Consider the following 16,350-nt stretch of genomic DNA (forward strand, 5'->3'; position numbering starts at 1 on the left):
TGCTTCCCAAATTCTATATTTAATGGTATACCCTTTAGGCGCATAAATAACGATCGGTAATTTACTATTGTAGCTGACATTTGTAGATTGTGAAGAAACAAATTTTTCAACATCATTTGAATTTGGGCATGCCATACGTGTTGAAAGAGTTTCTCCATCTGAAGAAAATTCAAAATAGGTATATCCCCATCCTTCTAATTCTTTTTCCTCTGTTTTTCCCATTAAAGTATGTTTGTTACAATCTACTTTCATTACTTTTCCCGGGATAATTTCTACTTTATATAAATTTTCATTTGTTTTTTTATCTAAAAGAATTACATGTCTGACCATACCAGTACTTGCCTCCGGAAAATTTGCTAATTCTTTTCCGGGATCATTTTCCTTCTCTTTAGGGGATGAATCTAAAGGAAATTTTGTAAATGAAACTAAAATACTTCCTAACAAAATTCCTGTTAAAATTTTTCTTACTGTTTTCATCATTTTAATTTTTAAATTAATATTTTTTTATCATAAAGCACTTCTCTATAATTTTTCTTAACTAATTATTAAATTTAATTCAGTATACATTCGTTTCATTGAACTTTATCGAATATCCTAACCTAATTTCTCATAGTGCCCATATTTATAAGTAAAATGGCTTCAAATATATATGTTTTTATTAATTGATTCCAAGTGTTTTTTTTATTTATTAAGCGCTATTTTTTTTTGATTTTTTGTTCACAAATTTGCTTCTATTTGCTTATCTTAATTAGACAAGGTATTGCTTGGAAAGATTAATTATTTTATCGAAAAATTTATTCATTTCATAGTTTATTTTTATTTTTACCACATATAGTGAAATAAGCCTATTGCCATAATCAAATATTATGAAAAGATTATCCCTATTAGTACTTTTCGAGTTAGTACTTTCCATATCTATCGGATTATTACTTTCTAAAATGTCTTGGATAGGACGTATGGGAATCAATTTGTTTCGCGGGGAATATAAGATTTTAAAAGTATGGTGGAAAACAGCTTTGATAATTTTTGCTTTACAATTATTTTTTATTTTATTGCAATATATGGTTAAACGTTTATGTCACTTATCCGTATCCAGACTTATCTTTTTTTTATTTTTACTTCTAAGTTGTTTAGGTTTAGCCTACACCTATCATGATTTTTCAACTGTTTACGAACATAAAATTATGAAAGAACGTTTTCATCTAGGAGGGTATCTTTTTTGGATTGGTTTCATAGCTTCCCATTTATATTTCTTGGTTACTCCCTTTCAAAAAAACGTTCAAATAAGTGAAAATTAATATCTTTAAAATTAGCCTGATTTAATTTAAAATTATTTTATTTACCTTTCTTTTCTGGCATATAATCAAAGACTCTGTAAGTTCTGCTATACAAAAATTTATATTTTTATTTGGTTGAATATTATAACTAATCTACGTTAACTCCATCAATGAATACTATTATCTATTATTTTATTAATTATAATGGTTAACAGACTAAATTTAACTATATAATTTTTGACTTAATTTTTTAATTTTCCAATAAATTAATTCTTCAGCTTGTAAAATAAATATAATAAAAATTATGAATATTTTTTTCAAAAAAATTTTACCTATATAACTATTGTTCGAAAGCTTAAGTTAGAATAAAATCTGTAACTTTGTTTTTTTTTAAAAAATAGTTCGTGATTAAAGAAATAAATTCAACTGTATCAGAAGCTAGTTTAAGCTTTCAAGAATTTAAAAAAGAAGTGCTTAACGATTATCGATTGTGCTTAATCAGTCGATATAGCAGTTTGTTAGCAAGAAAGGAAGTTCTTTCTGGAAAGGCTAAATTTGCAATATTAGGAGACGGTAAAGAGCTTCCACAAATTGCGATGGCAAAAGTTTTCAAAAATGGAGATTTTCGTTCCGGATATTATCGTGATCAAACAATAGCCTTTGCGGTGGGTGAAATTACGGTTGAAAATTATTTTGCTCAGCTTTATGCTGATACAGACGAAGAAAGAGAACCGGAATCAGGTGGAAGGATGATGAATTGTCATTATGCTACCCATTTAGTAGATAATGAAGGCAATTGGAAAGTTCTTACGGAACAAAAAAATAATGCCGCAGACTTATCTCCTACTGCCGGACAAATACCTCGATTATTCGGATTGGCTTATGCTTCAAAAATTTATAGAAATTGTCCTGAACTCGAAGATAAAATTCAATTTTCACATCATGGAAATGAAATTGCTTTCGGAACCATCGGAGATGCCAGCACTTCCGAAGGACATTTTTGGGAAGCCTTGAATGCTGCTTGCGCCTTACAAATTCCTATGGTTCTCTCCATTTGGGATGATGGCTATGGAATTTCTGTAGAATCTTCTAAGCAAAGGGCAAAAGATGATTTTTCTGAACTTTTACAAGGCTTTAAACGTACCCATGATGAAAATTCCAGAGGTTGTGAAATCATCACAGCCCACGGATGGGATTATCCGGAATTGATTGAAGCTTATGCACAAGCTGAAAAATTCGCAAGAGAAAAACATATACCTGTTATTATCCATGTCTGTGAGCTCACTCAGCCTCAAGGTCACTCAAGCTCTGGTTCTCATGAAAGATATAAATCTGCTGAAAGGCTAGAATGGGAAAAGGAATATGACTGTATTAAAAAATTCAGGGAATGGATTATTGATTATGAAACTTACGATCAGATCAATAATCAGAAAATAAAGGTTGCCACTGAGGAAGAATTAACACATTTAGAAGATGAAGTTAAGCAAATGGTTAAGGAACATCAAAAAAACGAATGGAATAAGTTCCGTTCTGACATAGATGTCCTTAAAAACAATGCCTTATCTTTAATAACAGATTTAGCTGAAAATAGCGTAAAAAAAGCATTTATAAATTTAGAAAAGGAAAATTTCCTACAAATTCCTCTTCCTTACAAAAAAGACATCTTCCATTTTATACGTAAAGTTTTCCGCATAGTGCGCGAAGAAGATTCGCAAGCTAAAACTAATTTACAAAATTGGTATACGATCGTCTTTAATAAAGAAAGCGAAAATTATAATTCTAAATTATATACAGACACACAATTTTCTGCAGTGCATGTCCCATATGTTCCCCCTATATTCAATGAAAATCCGGATCTGGTGGATGGCAGGATTGTTATAAGAGATAATTTTGATAAACTTTTTGAAAAATATCCGGAAATTATTGCTTTTGGCGAAGACCTTGGCAAAATTGGTGATGTCAACCAAGGATTTGAGGGGTTACAAGAAAAATATGGCTCTACAAAAATATCAGATACCGGAATTCGTGAAAGCACCATAATAGGTCAAGGAATGGGAATGGCCATGAGAGGCTTACGGCCGATTGCTGAAATACAATATTTGGACTATGTGCTTTATGGAATACAAACTATGAGCGATGACTTGGCTTCTTTGAGTTACCGAACCAAAGGAAAGCAAAAGGCACCTTTGATTATCCGTACACGAGGCCACAGATTGGAAGGCATATGGCATTCTGGATCTCCTATGGGAGGAATTATTAATTACTTGAGAGGGATATATATATTGGTACCAAGAAATTTTGTACAAGCGGCTGGATTTTACAACACTATGATACAGTCGGAAGAACCGTGCTTACTTATTGAATGTTTAAACGGTTATCGATTAAAAGAACCTCTACCTTCCAATCTAGGAGAGTTTACCACTCCGGTAGGAAAAATTGATATTACGCGAGAAGGTAAAGATATAACTGTAGTAACTTATGGGGCTACATGGAAAATTGTTACAGAAGCTGCTAAAGAATTAGAAGCTTTAGGTATTGATATTGAAATCATTGATATTCAATCATTAATTCCATTTGATTTAAGTCATGAAATAGTTGAAAGCCTGAAAAAAACAAACCGTTTGGTAATAGCTGATGAAGATGTATCAGGGGGAGCCAGCTCTTATATCTTGCAAAAAATACTTGAAGAGCAGAATGGATTTCAATATTTAGATTCAGCTCCGAAAACTATTACGGCTAAGGATCATAGGCCGGCTTATGGATCAGACGGAGATTATTTTTCAAAGCCTTCAGTAGATGATGTGATAGAAAAAATATACGAAATTATGCATGAAGTAAATCCAATTGAATATCCGAAAATAAGGTAGACTTATACATGTATCTAAAAAATCTTAGATTATTCAATTTCAAAAATTTTTCAGAAAAAAATTTTACTTTTTCTGAGAAAATCAATTGTTTTGTAGGAAATAACGGTGTTGGAAAAACCAATATTTTGGATGCCATTCATTATCTTTCTTTAACTAAGAGTTATTTAAATTATTCAGATCAAAACAATATTCGTTTTCATGAAGATTTTTTTTCTCTTGAAGGAAACTTTACGGATGAAAATAATGAAGATAATATCAAGATACAAGTTCAATCAGGACATAAAAAAATAATCAAACGAAATTCAAAAACATACGATAAACTTTCCGATCATATAGGGAAATATCCTTGTGTGATGATTTCCCCTTATGATCGTAACTTAATTAGTGAGGGAAGTGAATATAGAAGAAAGTTTATGGATGGAATGATCAGCCAAATCAATCCCGATTATCTCCATCTAATTCTTAGATATCAAAAAGCTCTTGCACAAAGAAATGCATTATTAAAATTATTTCTGGCCAATATGTATTTCGATGCTATAAGCTTAGAGATTTATGATGCCGAACTTATTGAAAACGGAACTAAAATACATCGAATACGCAACGAATTCATAAGTTCATATGTTCCTAAATTTCGCAAGTTTTATGCTTCCCTTTCGCAAGGAGAGGAAGAGGTAAGCATTCAATATATATCAAATTTGGAAGAAAAAGATATGAATAGTCTTCTAAAAGAGAATTTGAACAAAGACCGGGCAGCTGCTTATACAACAGGAGGAATTCATAAAGATGATTTGATTTTTAAGCTGTTTCAATATCCCATTAAAAAATTCGGTTCTCAAGGTCAGCAGAAGTCATTTTTAGTAGCCTTAAAATTAGCTCAACTTCAAACTATTAAAGAATATTCGTTAAAAAGTCCTGTCCTTTTGATGGATGATATTTTTGATAAACTTGATGATCACAGAGTGGCGCAATTGGTAAAATTAGCTCATGAAGAAGAATTCGGTCAAATATTTCTTTCAGACACTCATAAAGAGAGAACAGAAAAAATAGTACAGCAAATCAGTTCCGATTATCGAATTTTCGAACTTTAATCTTTCTGCAAATAGTTAATTATTTGAAATAAAACTTGGATTGATTAAAAAATATTGTTAAATTTAAAGAAATACATACCTTTTACTGTTGTTTAAAGTGACCATATATTTTATCAAATTAAAAATTGAATAAAGCGTAAAAGTTTATTTATTTAAAATTGAAAATTTAACATTAATGAGTTTAAGAAGAAAAGAACAAACATGCAATTCAGCCATTAAAAATTTGGTTAAGGCATTAGGTATGGAAGAAAAACTGCTTATTCTTGAAATGGAAGAAAAATGGAGAAATTTAATGGGGTCTATAATAGCCAATCATACCCAACGAATATTTATTGATGACCAAACTTTATATATTCAGCTGAATTCTTCAGCCTTACGACATGAGTTAAATTACAATCAAAATAAAATTTATTCTGAAATTACTAAAGATATTACGCAATCTTATTTTACTAAAATTAAATTTATATGAATTAAACTTTTAGTTTATTGAATATATATTTTAAATTACTATTAGTTTTATAAATCTTAATTCTACTTAAAAAAATTAAAAATCAGTGTATAAGACGTTTTTATTTCTAAATATATTTAGAAACCCATCTTATAATTTTTACTCTTATATAATCTAAGATCCTATAATTAGGAAAATCAATTTTTAAGTATTAATACTTTATTAACTTTGTTTATTAAGATAATTAGTTAAATTAGCTGATATTTTTTATACTCGTATATTTATATTCTTAAAAAATCAGAATGGAAAAAATGCGTTTTTAGAATAAAAAATTAAAATTATTTCCTACACATTTTTCTTTATATATAATTAATTTTAAATAAATTTTAATGAAAAAAAGTATACTTTTATTGGTTTCTATTTTAGCCATTAATTTTACGAAAGCTCAGGATTATTCAGATTATCATCCTTCTTCAACCATGGTTAATGATTTAGTGCACACCAAATTAAAAGTAGGGTTTGATATCCCTAATGAAAAACTCTTCGGTGAAGCCTGGATAACTTTAAAGCCACACTTTTATCCAACCGATTCATTAACTTTAGATGCAAAAGGAATGGAAATTTCCGTCGTTTCTCTTACGGGTAATAAATCCCTAAAGTATTCTTACAGCGGCACTAAATTAAAAATAGCTCTGGACAAGACTTATAAAAGAAATGAAACGTATACAGTTTATATTAAATATGTTGCAATTCCGGGATCCATTAATCAAAAAGGCAGTCAAGCCATTCATGATGCCAAGGGACTTTATTTTATAAATCCTAGAGGTGAAAATAAAGAAAAACCTACACAAATTTGGACTCAAGGAGAAACCGAATCAAACAGCTGTTGGTTTCCTACTATAGATAAGCCCAATCAAAAAACTTCAGAAGAAATATATATAACTGTTCCGGATAAATATGTGACTCTATCCAACGGGGTTTTAAAAACTCAAACCAAAAATTCCGATGGTACTCGCACAGATTACTGGAAATTTGATAAAAAACATGCTCCTTATTTATTTTTTATGGGGATAGGAGAATTTTCCATAGTAAAAGACAAATGGAAAAATATTCCTGTAGATTATTATGTAGACAAAGAATATGAGCCTTATGCCAAACAAATTTTCGGAGACACTCCTTCAATGATCGAATATTTTTCAACTATTTTACAATACCCTTATCCTTGGGAAAAATACAGTCAAATGGTGGGAAGAGATTATATAAGTGGGGCAATGGAAAATACTACCTGCACGCTACATGATGAAAGTGCATTACAAAAACCCGGTCAACTTATTGATAAAAATACTTGGGAACCAGTAATAGCCCATGAATTATTCCATCATTGGTTTGGAGATCTCGCGACTACAGAAAGCTGGTCCAATCTTCCTGTTAACGAATCTTTTGCCAATTATTCCGAATATTTATGGCTGGAACATAAATATGGTAAAGACTATGCAGAAGAACATAGAGATGAGGAACGTAAAGGATATATGTATGGTAGAGAAGATTTTGAAAAAGATCTCATACGATTCCAGTATAAAGACAAAGAGGATATGTTAGATGCTGTAAGCTATAATAAGGGAGGATTGATACTTCACATGTTGCGAAACTATTTAGGAGATGACGCATTTTTTTCCGGTATGAGCGTATATCTAAAAAATAATGAATATAAAGCAACTGAAGCACATCAGCTTCGTCTCGCTTGGGAAGAAGTGAGCGGTAAAGACCTTAACTGGTTTTTTAATCAATGGTTTTTTGGAAACGGGCATCCTAAATTAAAAGTAGCCTATAATTATAATGAGTTACAAAAAACAGTTTCAATAACTCTTACTCAAATTCAAAATCTTAAATTTCAATTCCCTTTGGATATTGATATATATGAAAACGGAAAAGCAACCCGCCATCATGTTTGGGCTAAAGCTACTGACAAGAATACATTTGAACTTCCTTATAAAACCAAGCCTCAATTAGTTAATATAAACCCCGATCGAGTATTGCTTTGTGAATTAACTGACGATAAAACTATTGAGCAATATATAAGTCAATATAATTATGCTATTGAATACAGTTCGAGAAAAGAGGCTCTTAGCAAATTAGCTGATGCTCAAACTTCCCATACGGGAGCATTGGAAACTTTATTGAAAGCTGCTTCTTTTGATAAATTTGAAGGATTACGATCTTTTGCTATTTCAAAATTAGATGAAACCAATCCTAACGTAAAACAAAAATCGGCTCCTGTATTAGAAAAGATTGCTACTTCGGATTCTAAAACTTTAGTTCAGGCAAATGCCATTAAACAATTAGGAAAAATAGATGCTACAAAATATAAGAATTTATTTATAAAATCTTTCAATAGTCCTTCCTATGGTGTTAAAGCTGCCTGTATACTAGCTATTTTAAAGGTAGATAAGAATGCTGCCTCAGAATTAGTAAGTAAAATTGATGATAAAAACCCAGGTAAAGATTTGTCAACAGCCATTGCTAAAACTGCAATTTATACTAAAGATAATTCTAAACTTGGAATTATTTCAAAGAGCTTTTTAGAATTATTAATTTCATCTGAATCTCAGGAAGAAGCAGATACTTATATTGAAAGTTTAAAAACTATCATGCAAGGCAACTATCCTACTGAAACACAAAATATTGTTGATGCTTTTGTAAAAGTTTACCCTCAAGCTAAAAATTATGAATTTGGTAAATTTATGCTTCAAATTATACAAGTGTCATTACAAATGAAGCAGCAGGCTTCCATTACTTCATTTCCTAATCAAAGTCTTAAAGATCAGGTAAAATACATTTCCGATGGGCTAGATAAAATGAAATAAGTAATTTATAAAATTTAATAAAAAAAGAGCAAAAATTATACTTTGCTCTTTTTTTTATATATTTAAATCTATTTTTAATTTCAATTAACATGACCATTATTGCAGCCATAGATGAAAATAATGCAATTGGAAAAGACAATCAATTACTTTGGCATTTATCAAAAGATTTAAAAAGATTTAAAAGTCTAACCCAAAATCATACTATAATTATGGGAAGAAAAACTTTCGAATCTCTAGGACGTCCTCTTCCTAATCGTATAAATGTAGTGATCTCATCGAATCCCGAATATGAGGTACCGGAAAACGTAATTCTGCTTTCTTCTTTATCAGAAGCAATGGAAACTGCTCATATAAATGATGTAAATCCCTACATTATAGGGGGAGGAACTATTTATGAACAAGCATTGGATTATGTTGATATATTGGAACTTACTTTAGTTCATACGCAAGTAAAGGATGCAGATACGTATTTTCCTAAAATCGACTTTTCAAAATGGAATAAAATTTTTGAAGAATTTCATAGTAAGGATGATAATCATCCCTATGATTTTAGCTTTATAACATATCAAAGGAAAAAATAAATCATTTACTTTTCGTTACCGTCCAACCTTTATTTTTTTTATAACTTAAATTAAATGTTTTAGTTATAAAATTGGTATTAGGGTTTTTATCGTAACCTAGTAGTGAAAAATCTGTATTTACTTTTTTAAGAGTTATCACCGCTTTAGCTGAATGTTTACCAGTTAACTCAAATCTGGTCTGCTCCTTGTCTCCTAGTTTATATTCTAAGGATTTCAACGTTACGGTTTCTTTTTTTTGTTTAATGACATATGGACGAGCTTTATCTGTCAATTTAGCTTCATAGGTTAATACACTGTCTTTACTTAAAAATTTCTTTTTTTGTTTTACTAAATTTAAAATTAAATACCCTTTTTCTTCTAATTCTTTATATGCTTTAATATTTTTTTTATCTTTTTTAACGCTAAATTTAACTTCACCGATGGTTATATTTGCTGTTTCATATATTGGATTGGATTTGAGATATTCTTCTATCGAATTAAGAGCGACATCGTCTGACAAAGTAGCTTTATCTCCACACGCCACAATATTTAAGACTAGAATCACAAAAAAAGAAATATTCCATAAAATATTATCAAAAATTATATTCTTTCGAGTCATAACGGTTCTCATAGTTATATTAAATTAAATAAAATAATAATCAAAAATCATGCACTATATAAAAATCATAAATCAATTATGAGATTTCTGTCCGAAAATATTATAGATTGCTCCTGATAAAATGCCCATCCAAAATATAATACCTGCTATTATAGTCCATATACAAAGTAAACGAGTAATAGCAGAAGAACGCTTTGATTTTGAATACATTTTTTGTTCCCAATATTGATTTACACGTAACGAATAAAACAAAGCAAAAATTCCTACGGGTGCAAAGCAAGCAATCGAACAAATTATCGCAAATACTAAATAATTATCCGGAGCTTTATCTTTTGGAATTTCATCGTTTTCTTGATCTACAACTTCTTCGCTCATTGAATTTATTTTTTTATACAATGATAATTTACATTTTAATTATAAAACAATAGTCTTTGTTTCCCACTCTATTTTTTATTTTCAATTTGTCTCATAACTTCTAATGCTACTCGTAAAGCTTCTCTTCCTTGCATCAATGTTACTTTAATAGACTTATTATTTTCAATGGAATCTGCTAAAGAATCCAGCTCGTCTAATATGGAATTATTATTTTCAATATCGGGATATTGGAAAATAATTTGTTTTTTCTCACCCTCAGCATTTTCAATGATCATATCAAATGGTTGCACTTGTTCCGGAACTTCTTTAATTCTTATGATCTCCGCTTTTTTCTCCAGAAAATCTATGGAAACGTAAGCATCTTTTTGAAAAAATCTACTTTTTCTCATATTCTTCATTGAAATTCTACTGGTAGTTACATTAGCTACGCACCCATTTTCAAATTCAATTCTAGCATTAGCAATATCGGGAGTATTGCTGACAACTGCTACCCCACTGGCATGTATTTCTTTTACTTTTGAATTTACCAACGATAACACAATATCTAAATCATGAATCATTAAATCTAGGACAACCGGAACATCAGTTCCTCTGGGATTAAATTCTGCTAAGCGATGGATTTCCAAAAACATTGGATTTTGAATGTAAGGTTTTGCCGCAGTAAAGGCCGGGTTAAATCTTTCAACATGTCCTACTTGCCCCTGCACTTTATATTCTTGGGCTAAACGAATGATTTCATCAGCTTCTTCTAAAGATCTGGCAATAGGCTTTTCTATAAAAAAATGTTTACCAGCTTGTATGGCTTTTTTGGCATATTCAAAATGTGCAAAAGTAGGAGTTACTATATCTAATAAATCAATTTGATTTATTAGTTCTTCAAAGCTTTGAAAAAACTTATAACCGAATTCTTCTTCCAGTTTTTTTCCATTTTCTTCATCGCTATCATAAAAACCTATTAAATCATATTTTTCAGATTGTTGTAATAATTTCAAATGAATTTTGCCTAAATGTCCGGCTCCAACCAAACCTGCTTTTAGCATAATATTTTTATTATTTAATTAATTATTTTAAAGTTATAATTAAAATTTATACGAATTAATTACTCATTTATATATAATCCAATAAATTTACAAATAAATAAAAAATAGAAAAAAACTTTAATATTCTCTTAAATCCCAAATTATTTGAATTTAAAATTTTAATTAAAAGGAATATTATATCTATGGACTTTCTATTTATGTTAGTAAGTTAAAATAGAATCCAAAACCTATTCTTTATCATATTTAGTAAACAAATGTACTATATTTTAATGATAGATTAAAGGTATATATTACATCAAAAGAAATTTATGTGCTTTTATAATATGAAGGATATGGTAATAAAATGTACTGCCATACATGATATTATTTTTATGTACGACGTTGTAGATTTTAATAATTATAAGATAAAAGTAAATTTTTTTCAAAAATTACTTTGCAATAACAAATGTTATTTTTTAAGCTAATATTTTTTTAAAGTTAATAATTAAGACTCTAAAGGTTTCTCTGAACAGTCTATAATAATTTTCAATCCTTTTAAGGCTAAAGGAAAGCCTATATAAGGCAAAGTTTGAACTATGGCTGCAGCTAATAATTCCTTACTATTACCTATTTTTATATTTGCATAGTAATGAGATACCAATTGATCTTCTGCTCCTATAGAAGTTAATACACAATAATTAAGTAATTCACGAAGAGGTAAGTTCAATCCTTTTCGTGTATAAAAATCTCCAAAATAAACTTCTGTTAGAAATTGAGCCACTTTTTCTCCAATTCCTCCTGGTACCTTTGACATTAGATTTTCAATGCGATTTCCATATAAAGGGTCTTGTATTTTTAATCCCTCGTCATATCGATTGTCTTCCATTACCATGCCTTGTCTTTCTAATGGCAATTGTATGTTACATTCGGTAAAAACCTCATTTATTACTCTTAAAGCATTTAGTGTTTTGGGAAATCCTATGACTGGAACGCATTGATAAACAGCCTCTCTAATTTCTATTGGAGTTACCCCAATGGTTAAAGCTGCATTTACATGTGACTTCAATTGAGGCAATTGCTGTAAGGAAGTGAGAACTACACAGGTTATTAATTCACGTGTTTTCTTATCTATATCTCCAATAGTAAATACTTCTCCAAAAATAAATTTTTGCAGTATATCCATCATTTCCGGGTCATTGCCTTTTCCATTGAGAGCTTCTCCTTTAAATAATTTCTTAAAATTATCTTTACAAATTTCTATTCTATTCATACGTTTATATTTTTTATTAATTTGGTAATATTTGATGAAATCAATTGCTTTTTTTAATTTATATTATATAATAAGTTTTAAGTTAAAAATTTCTCTTCCCACTCTATTTTATTTTTGTATGTAAAAGTTTTTTGATAGAAAGTTTATTTATTTGATAAATAGAATATACTGTATTCTATAATCTCTTCATTATTTATTAAATTTATCAAAAAATATTTCTATATATAAATTATTCAGACTATTGTATACGTATTGTCATTAACAATTATAGCCTGATGATTATTAATTGGCACTAATTTTAAATTATCTTTATACTTTGTATAAATTTGCTGGACTGATTCAACAAATGGTTCTTCAATATAATGAGGTAAAGGATAGAAATCGATAAGATTTAGTCCGGTATAGTTTTCCAAATCAGGAGCCAAACTGCTATCATCCATAATTTTATTATATTCTATATCCGCTGCCAGAATTATTGCCCCTGCAGACTCTCCAATATAAAAACACCCCTGTGTAATTATCTTAGTCAATATCTGATCAAGTTTTTTCCTTTTTAGTTCCTGCAATAAATAAAATGTGTTACCTCCGCTTATACAAATTATTGGAGCATTTGAAAGAGATGTTTGGCATTGTTGTAAATCGGTATGGGCAATATCTAGCATATCAAGTTCAAATCCATATTGCTGCAAGGCGTTTTTTCCGTCATCTATATATCCGGTATATTCTTCAACATTTCCAGCTGTAGGAATAAACAAAATATTTTTTACTCCACGTTGTTCTTTTTGAAGCAGTTCGACAAGCTTTTCAATGGTTCCGGCTATGTACGACGTTAAGAAAATTGTTTTCATAGGTAATTTTTCTAGGTATTAAACAATAAAAGAACTATTTTAAAGATAATAAGTTTAGCCTAAACACTTATTAGAAATATCTCCCCTATTGTGTATAGCTATCCGTACATTGATTATTAAATCATAGGAATAAATTATTTCTTAAAATTTTACTTGCAAGATCATTAAATATTAGAATAAATTATGTTCCTTTTTGTAATTTAAAATAAATCGTACGGTCTCATGGTCATTATGTGAAAAGAATAAAGATTTTTCTTGGTCCAAAGATTCTAAGGAATGTAGATCTTCTTCTGAAATATTAAAGTCAAAAACGTTAAAATTTTCAATCATGCGTTCTTTATGAGTAGATTTAGGTATAACAATAACCTGTTTCTGTATTAAAAATCTAAGTGCTATTTGCGCAGTGGTTTTATTATATTTATGACTTAAAGAAACTAAAGTTTCGTTGGTAAAAAAGTTATTTTTTCCTTCTGCAAATGGGCCCCATGATTCAATTTGGGTACCGTATTCATGCATTATTTGCTGAGCAATTTTTTGTTGATTGAAAATATGAGTTTCCACCTGGTTTACTGCCGGTTTTACTTCTACATGTTCAACAAGGTCCACAAAACGATCCGGATAAAAATTACTTACACCAATAGCTTTGGCTTTTCCTGTTTTATACAATTCTTCCATGGCACGATATGAACCATAATAATCACCAAATGGCTGATGTATTAATAATAAGTCTACGTAATCCATTTGAAGTTTTTTTAAAGATTCTTCTACCGATTTCTTAGCTCTATCATAGCCTGCATTTGAAACCCATATTTTGGTGGTAATAAAAAATTTGTCTCGATCAATATGGCTGGCTTTGACTGCTTTTCCAACTTCTTCTTCATTGTAATAGGCTTGTGCGGTGTCTATTGATCTGTATCCAACTTCTATTGCTTCTGATACTGCTTTCACACAGTCTTTGGGAGATATTTGATATACTCCAAAGCCTAATATAGGCATTTCTATTCCATTGTTTAATTTTATATAATCCATTTTATGTATGTGTTTATTTTGGATAAAAATTTATCTTTTTATTTATTTGTTGAGTTAAATGCTTGTTGATAATCTTCATTTGATACCGGTTCCATCCAAATATTTTGATTATTTTGAGGATTGCAGGTAATTGCTAAATGAGAAAACCAATCATGAGGCGCTGCCCCATGCCAGTGCTCCAAATTTGGAGCAATTTCAATAATATCACCCGGCATCATAAGTTGTGCTTTTTTACCCCGTTCTTGATATAATCCCTTGCCTCCTATAGCAATAAGTATTTGTCCACCGGAATGTGTATGCCAATTATTTCTACAACTAGGCTCAAAAGTTACATTAAATAAAGGTACATTCAATTCTTTTAGAGATGTAAGTTGTTTCAACCAAGATTTTCCGGAAAAAAAACGTTCATATTCTATATTTTCGTTTCCTTGTGGAAAATCACTGATTTTAGGAGGATTTGAATTTTTCATAAGAATTTGTTTATTTATTATCTGATTTTTTTGATAGGAGATATCTTTCTTTACGAATAAGGGTTAACTAAAATTAAAAAAATATTTACCCAAAAAACAATTTTATTTTTATAAATATCATATATAAACCTACTATATATATTACATTTAACAATAAAAAAATTATGTTAACTTTAATTTCTTATATTCAGAATTAAATCTAAATATAAAATATTTATATAAATATTTAACTTAAATAAATCATTTATTGGATAAATATTTATTTTTAAAAATCAGATTTTTATTTTACAATTTATTGTTTAGAGAGATTGTTTAGTCGGACGTACAATTATCTCACTGATAGATACATCTACAGGTGTATCTATCGCATAAACAACAGCATTTGCAATATCTTCAGAAGATACACCGTATCCTTCTGTATTCTGCATTTTAAGCTGACCTTCTTTTAATGATTCGTCTTTCATGGTTTGATAAAGGTCTGTACGCACTGCTCCCGGAGATACCATGGAAGATTTAATGTTATTTTCGCGTTGTTCCTGACGTAATCCCTCCATGATGGCACGTATAGCCGATTTTGTTGCACAATAAACTACTGATCCCGGGTATACATAATGCCCTGCCACTGAATCAGTGGTAATTATGTGACCGGATTTTTGTTTTACAAAATAAGGAAGAACTGCAGCAATTCCATTCAGAACTCCCAATACATTTACATGTAACATATCATGCCAATCATCACGCTTACCATCTATAAGATAAGAGGAAGGCATTGTTCCGGCATTATTAAAGATGACATCAATTTTTCCAAATTTATTTAAAGCCAAATCAACTACAGCTTTTACTTCATCAAAATTGGAAACATCCGCTACTTTGTATTCGATTTCAGATCCCGGTAAAGAATCCTTAATAGCTTTTAATCTTTCCTCTCTTCTCGCTGCTATAACAAGCTTTGCACCTTTTTCTGCAAGTTTTTTTACTGTCGCTTCCCCTATTCCACTGGAAGCCCCCATCACAATTATTACTTTTTCTTTCATAACATTTTAATTAAAGATTTTTAAGTTCTATATGTGATTACATAAACAAAGTTAATGCCAGTTAAAAAATTTCCTTTTGCCGAGAAGATCAAATAAATTTGTTTTAGAGCTTAATTAGTGTTTTTCAGATGGTGAAAAACCATATTGCTTTTTAAATGCTTTATAAAAATGAGATAAGTTTTTAAATCCTACTTCATAGCAAACGTCTTTTATTTTCAAATCACTGTATTCAAGCATATTATACGCAACTTCAAGCCTTTTTCGAATAATCCATTTTCGGGGCGGAACATCACTTACTTTTGAAAAATCTCTCTTAAAAGTTGCCAAGCTTCGTCCAGTATATAATGCAATTTCTTTCATGCTTAAATCAAACCTATAGTTTTCATTTAAAAAATCAAGAATATCAATTTTCCAGGGTTCAGTAAAGTCAAATAGTATAGAATAAAAATTTTTATTGATTTTTAATAAGGATAGAATGGCCTCTTGTTCTTTTAGGCTTAAAATATCTTTAGAAGGTTTAATTGATGTGTCAAAATAAGGATCAAGAGAGTGGAACAAACTAACTAAATCGGGGCGTAAGGG

At 29.7% G+C, this 16,350-nt stretch carries 16 protein-coding genes; 6 read left to right on the forward strand and 10 right to left on the reverse strand.

The window, feature by feature from the left end:
- A partial coding sequence (eco, locus tag M3Z80_RS05805) for a serine protease inhibitor ecotin (protein WP_293918439.1) occupies positions 1–477 on the reverse strand: 477 nt, incomplete at its 3' end.
- Positions 478–866: 389 nt separating this feature from the next.
- Here eco and M3Z80_RS05810 point away from each other — a divergent pair.
- The 6 genes from M3Z80_RS05810 to M3Z80_RS05835 all read left to right on the forward strand — a co-directional run bounded on the left by M3Z80_RS05810 (position 867) and on the right by M3Z80_RS05835 (position 9,125).
- Entirely contained in the window at positions 867–1,298 is a 432-nt protein-coding gene (locus M3Z80_RS05810) for a hypothetical protein (RefSeq protein WP_293918441.1), read from the forward strand.
- Between the two features lie 395 nt (positions 1,299–1,693).
- Complete coding sequence (locus tag M3Z80_RS05815) at positions 1,694–4,144, forward strand: alpha-ketoacid dehydrogenase subunit alpha/beta (protein WP_293918466.1); 2,451 nt, start codon at positions 1,694–1,696, stop codon at positions 4,142–4,144.
- Positions 4,145–4,152: 8 nt separating this feature from the next.
- Entirely contained in the window at positions 4,153–5,232 is a 1,080-nt protein-coding gene (gene recF / locus M3Z80_RS05820) for a DNA replication/repair protein RecF (RefSeq protein ID WP_293918442.1), read from the forward strand.
- Between the two features lie 175 nt (positions 5,233–5,407).
- Complete coding sequence (locus tag M3Z80_RS05825; RefSeq protein WP_293918444.1) at positions 5,408–5,701, forward strand: DciA family protein; 294 nt, start codon at positions 5,408–5,410, stop codon at positions 5,699–5,701.
- 368 nt (positions 5,702–6,069) lie between these two features.
- Positions 6,070–8,544 (forward strand): M1 family metallopeptidase, encoded by a 2,475-nt coding sequence (locus tag M3Z80_RS05830; protein WP_293918446.1) that lies wholly within the window; start codon positions 6,070–6,072, stop codon positions 8,542–8,544.
- A gap of 89 nt (positions 8,545–8,633) precedes the next feature.
- Positions 8,634–9,125 carry a dihydrofolate reductase gene (locus M3Z80_RS05835; protein WP_293918448.1) on the forward strand — a complete coding sequence of 164 codons (492 nt, stop codon included), beginning with the start codon at positions 8,634–8,636 and terminating at the stop codon, positions 9,123–9,125.
- A gap of 1 nt (position 9,126) precedes the next feature.
- On the opposite strand, the gene M3Z80_RS05840 is transcribed toward M3Z80_RS05835, so the two are convergent.
- The 9 genes from M3Z80_RS05840 to M3Z80_RS05880 all read right to left on the reverse strand — a co-directional run.
- The gene (locus M3Z80_RS05840) at positions 9,127–9,735 is read right to left on the reverse strand and encodes a hypothetical protein (protein ID WP_293918450.1); all 609 of its coding nucleotides are present in this window, start codon (positions 9,733–9,735) and stop codon (positions 9,127–9,129) included.
- Positions 9,736–9,795: 60 nt separating this feature from the next.
- Positions 9,796–10,098: a CD225/dispanin family protein gene (locus M3Z80_RS05845; protein WP_293918452.1), complete on the reverse strand. Its 303-nt coding sequence runs from the start codon at positions 10,096–10,098 to the stop codon at positions 9,796–9,798.
- Positions 10,099–10,166: 68 nt separating this feature from the next.
- A complete protein-coding gene (locus M3Z80_RS05850) occupies positions 10,167–11,138 on the reverse strand; it encodes a Gfo/Idh/MocA family protein (protein WP_293918453.1) in 972 nt (323 codons plus the stop codon).
- 484 nt (positions 11,139–11,622) lie between these two features.
- Positions 11,623–12,387 carry a carboxymuconolactone decarboxylase family protein gene (locus tag M3Z80_RS05855; protein ID WP_293918455.1) on the reverse strand — a complete coding sequence of 255 codons (765 nt, stop codon included), beginning with the start codon at positions 12,385–12,387 and terminating at the stop codon, positions 11,623–11,625.
- 233 nt (positions 12,388–12,620) lie between these two features.
- Complete coding sequence (locus M3Z80_RS05860) at positions 12,621–13,235, reverse strand: Type 1 glutamine amidotransferase-like domain-containing protein (RefSeq protein ID WP_293918457.1); 615 nt, start codon at positions 13,233–13,235, stop codon at positions 12,621–12,623.
- A gap of 171 nt (positions 13,236–13,406) precedes the next feature.
- On the reverse strand, positions 13,407–14,264 hold the full coding sequence (locus M3Z80_RS05865; protein WP_293918458.1) for an aldo/keto reductase: 858 nt from the start codon (positions 14,262–14,264) through the stop codon (positions 13,407–13,409).
- Between the two features lie 38 nt (positions 14,265–14,302).
- Entirely contained in the window at positions 14,303–14,734 is a 432-nt protein-coding gene (locus M3Z80_RS05870; protein ID WP_293918460.1) for a cupin domain-containing protein, read from the reverse strand.
- 299 nt (positions 14,735–15,033) lie between these two features.
- Positions 15,034–15,768, reverse strand: coding sequence for an SDR family oxidoreductase (locus M3Z80_RS05875; protein WP_293918462.1), 735 nt, complete (start codon positions 15,766–15,768; stop codon positions 15,034–15,036).
- Positions 15,769–15,882: 114 nt separating this feature from the next.
- Positions 15,883–16,350: helix-turn-helix domain-containing protein (locus M3Z80_RS05880; RefSeq protein ID WP_293918464.1), on the reverse strand; the 468-nt coding region annotated here is incomplete at its 5' end.

The organism is Apibacter sp. (assembly GCF_025291155.1).
GTDB lineage: Bacteria > Bacteroidota > Bacteroidia > Flavobacteriales > Weeksellaceae > Apibacter.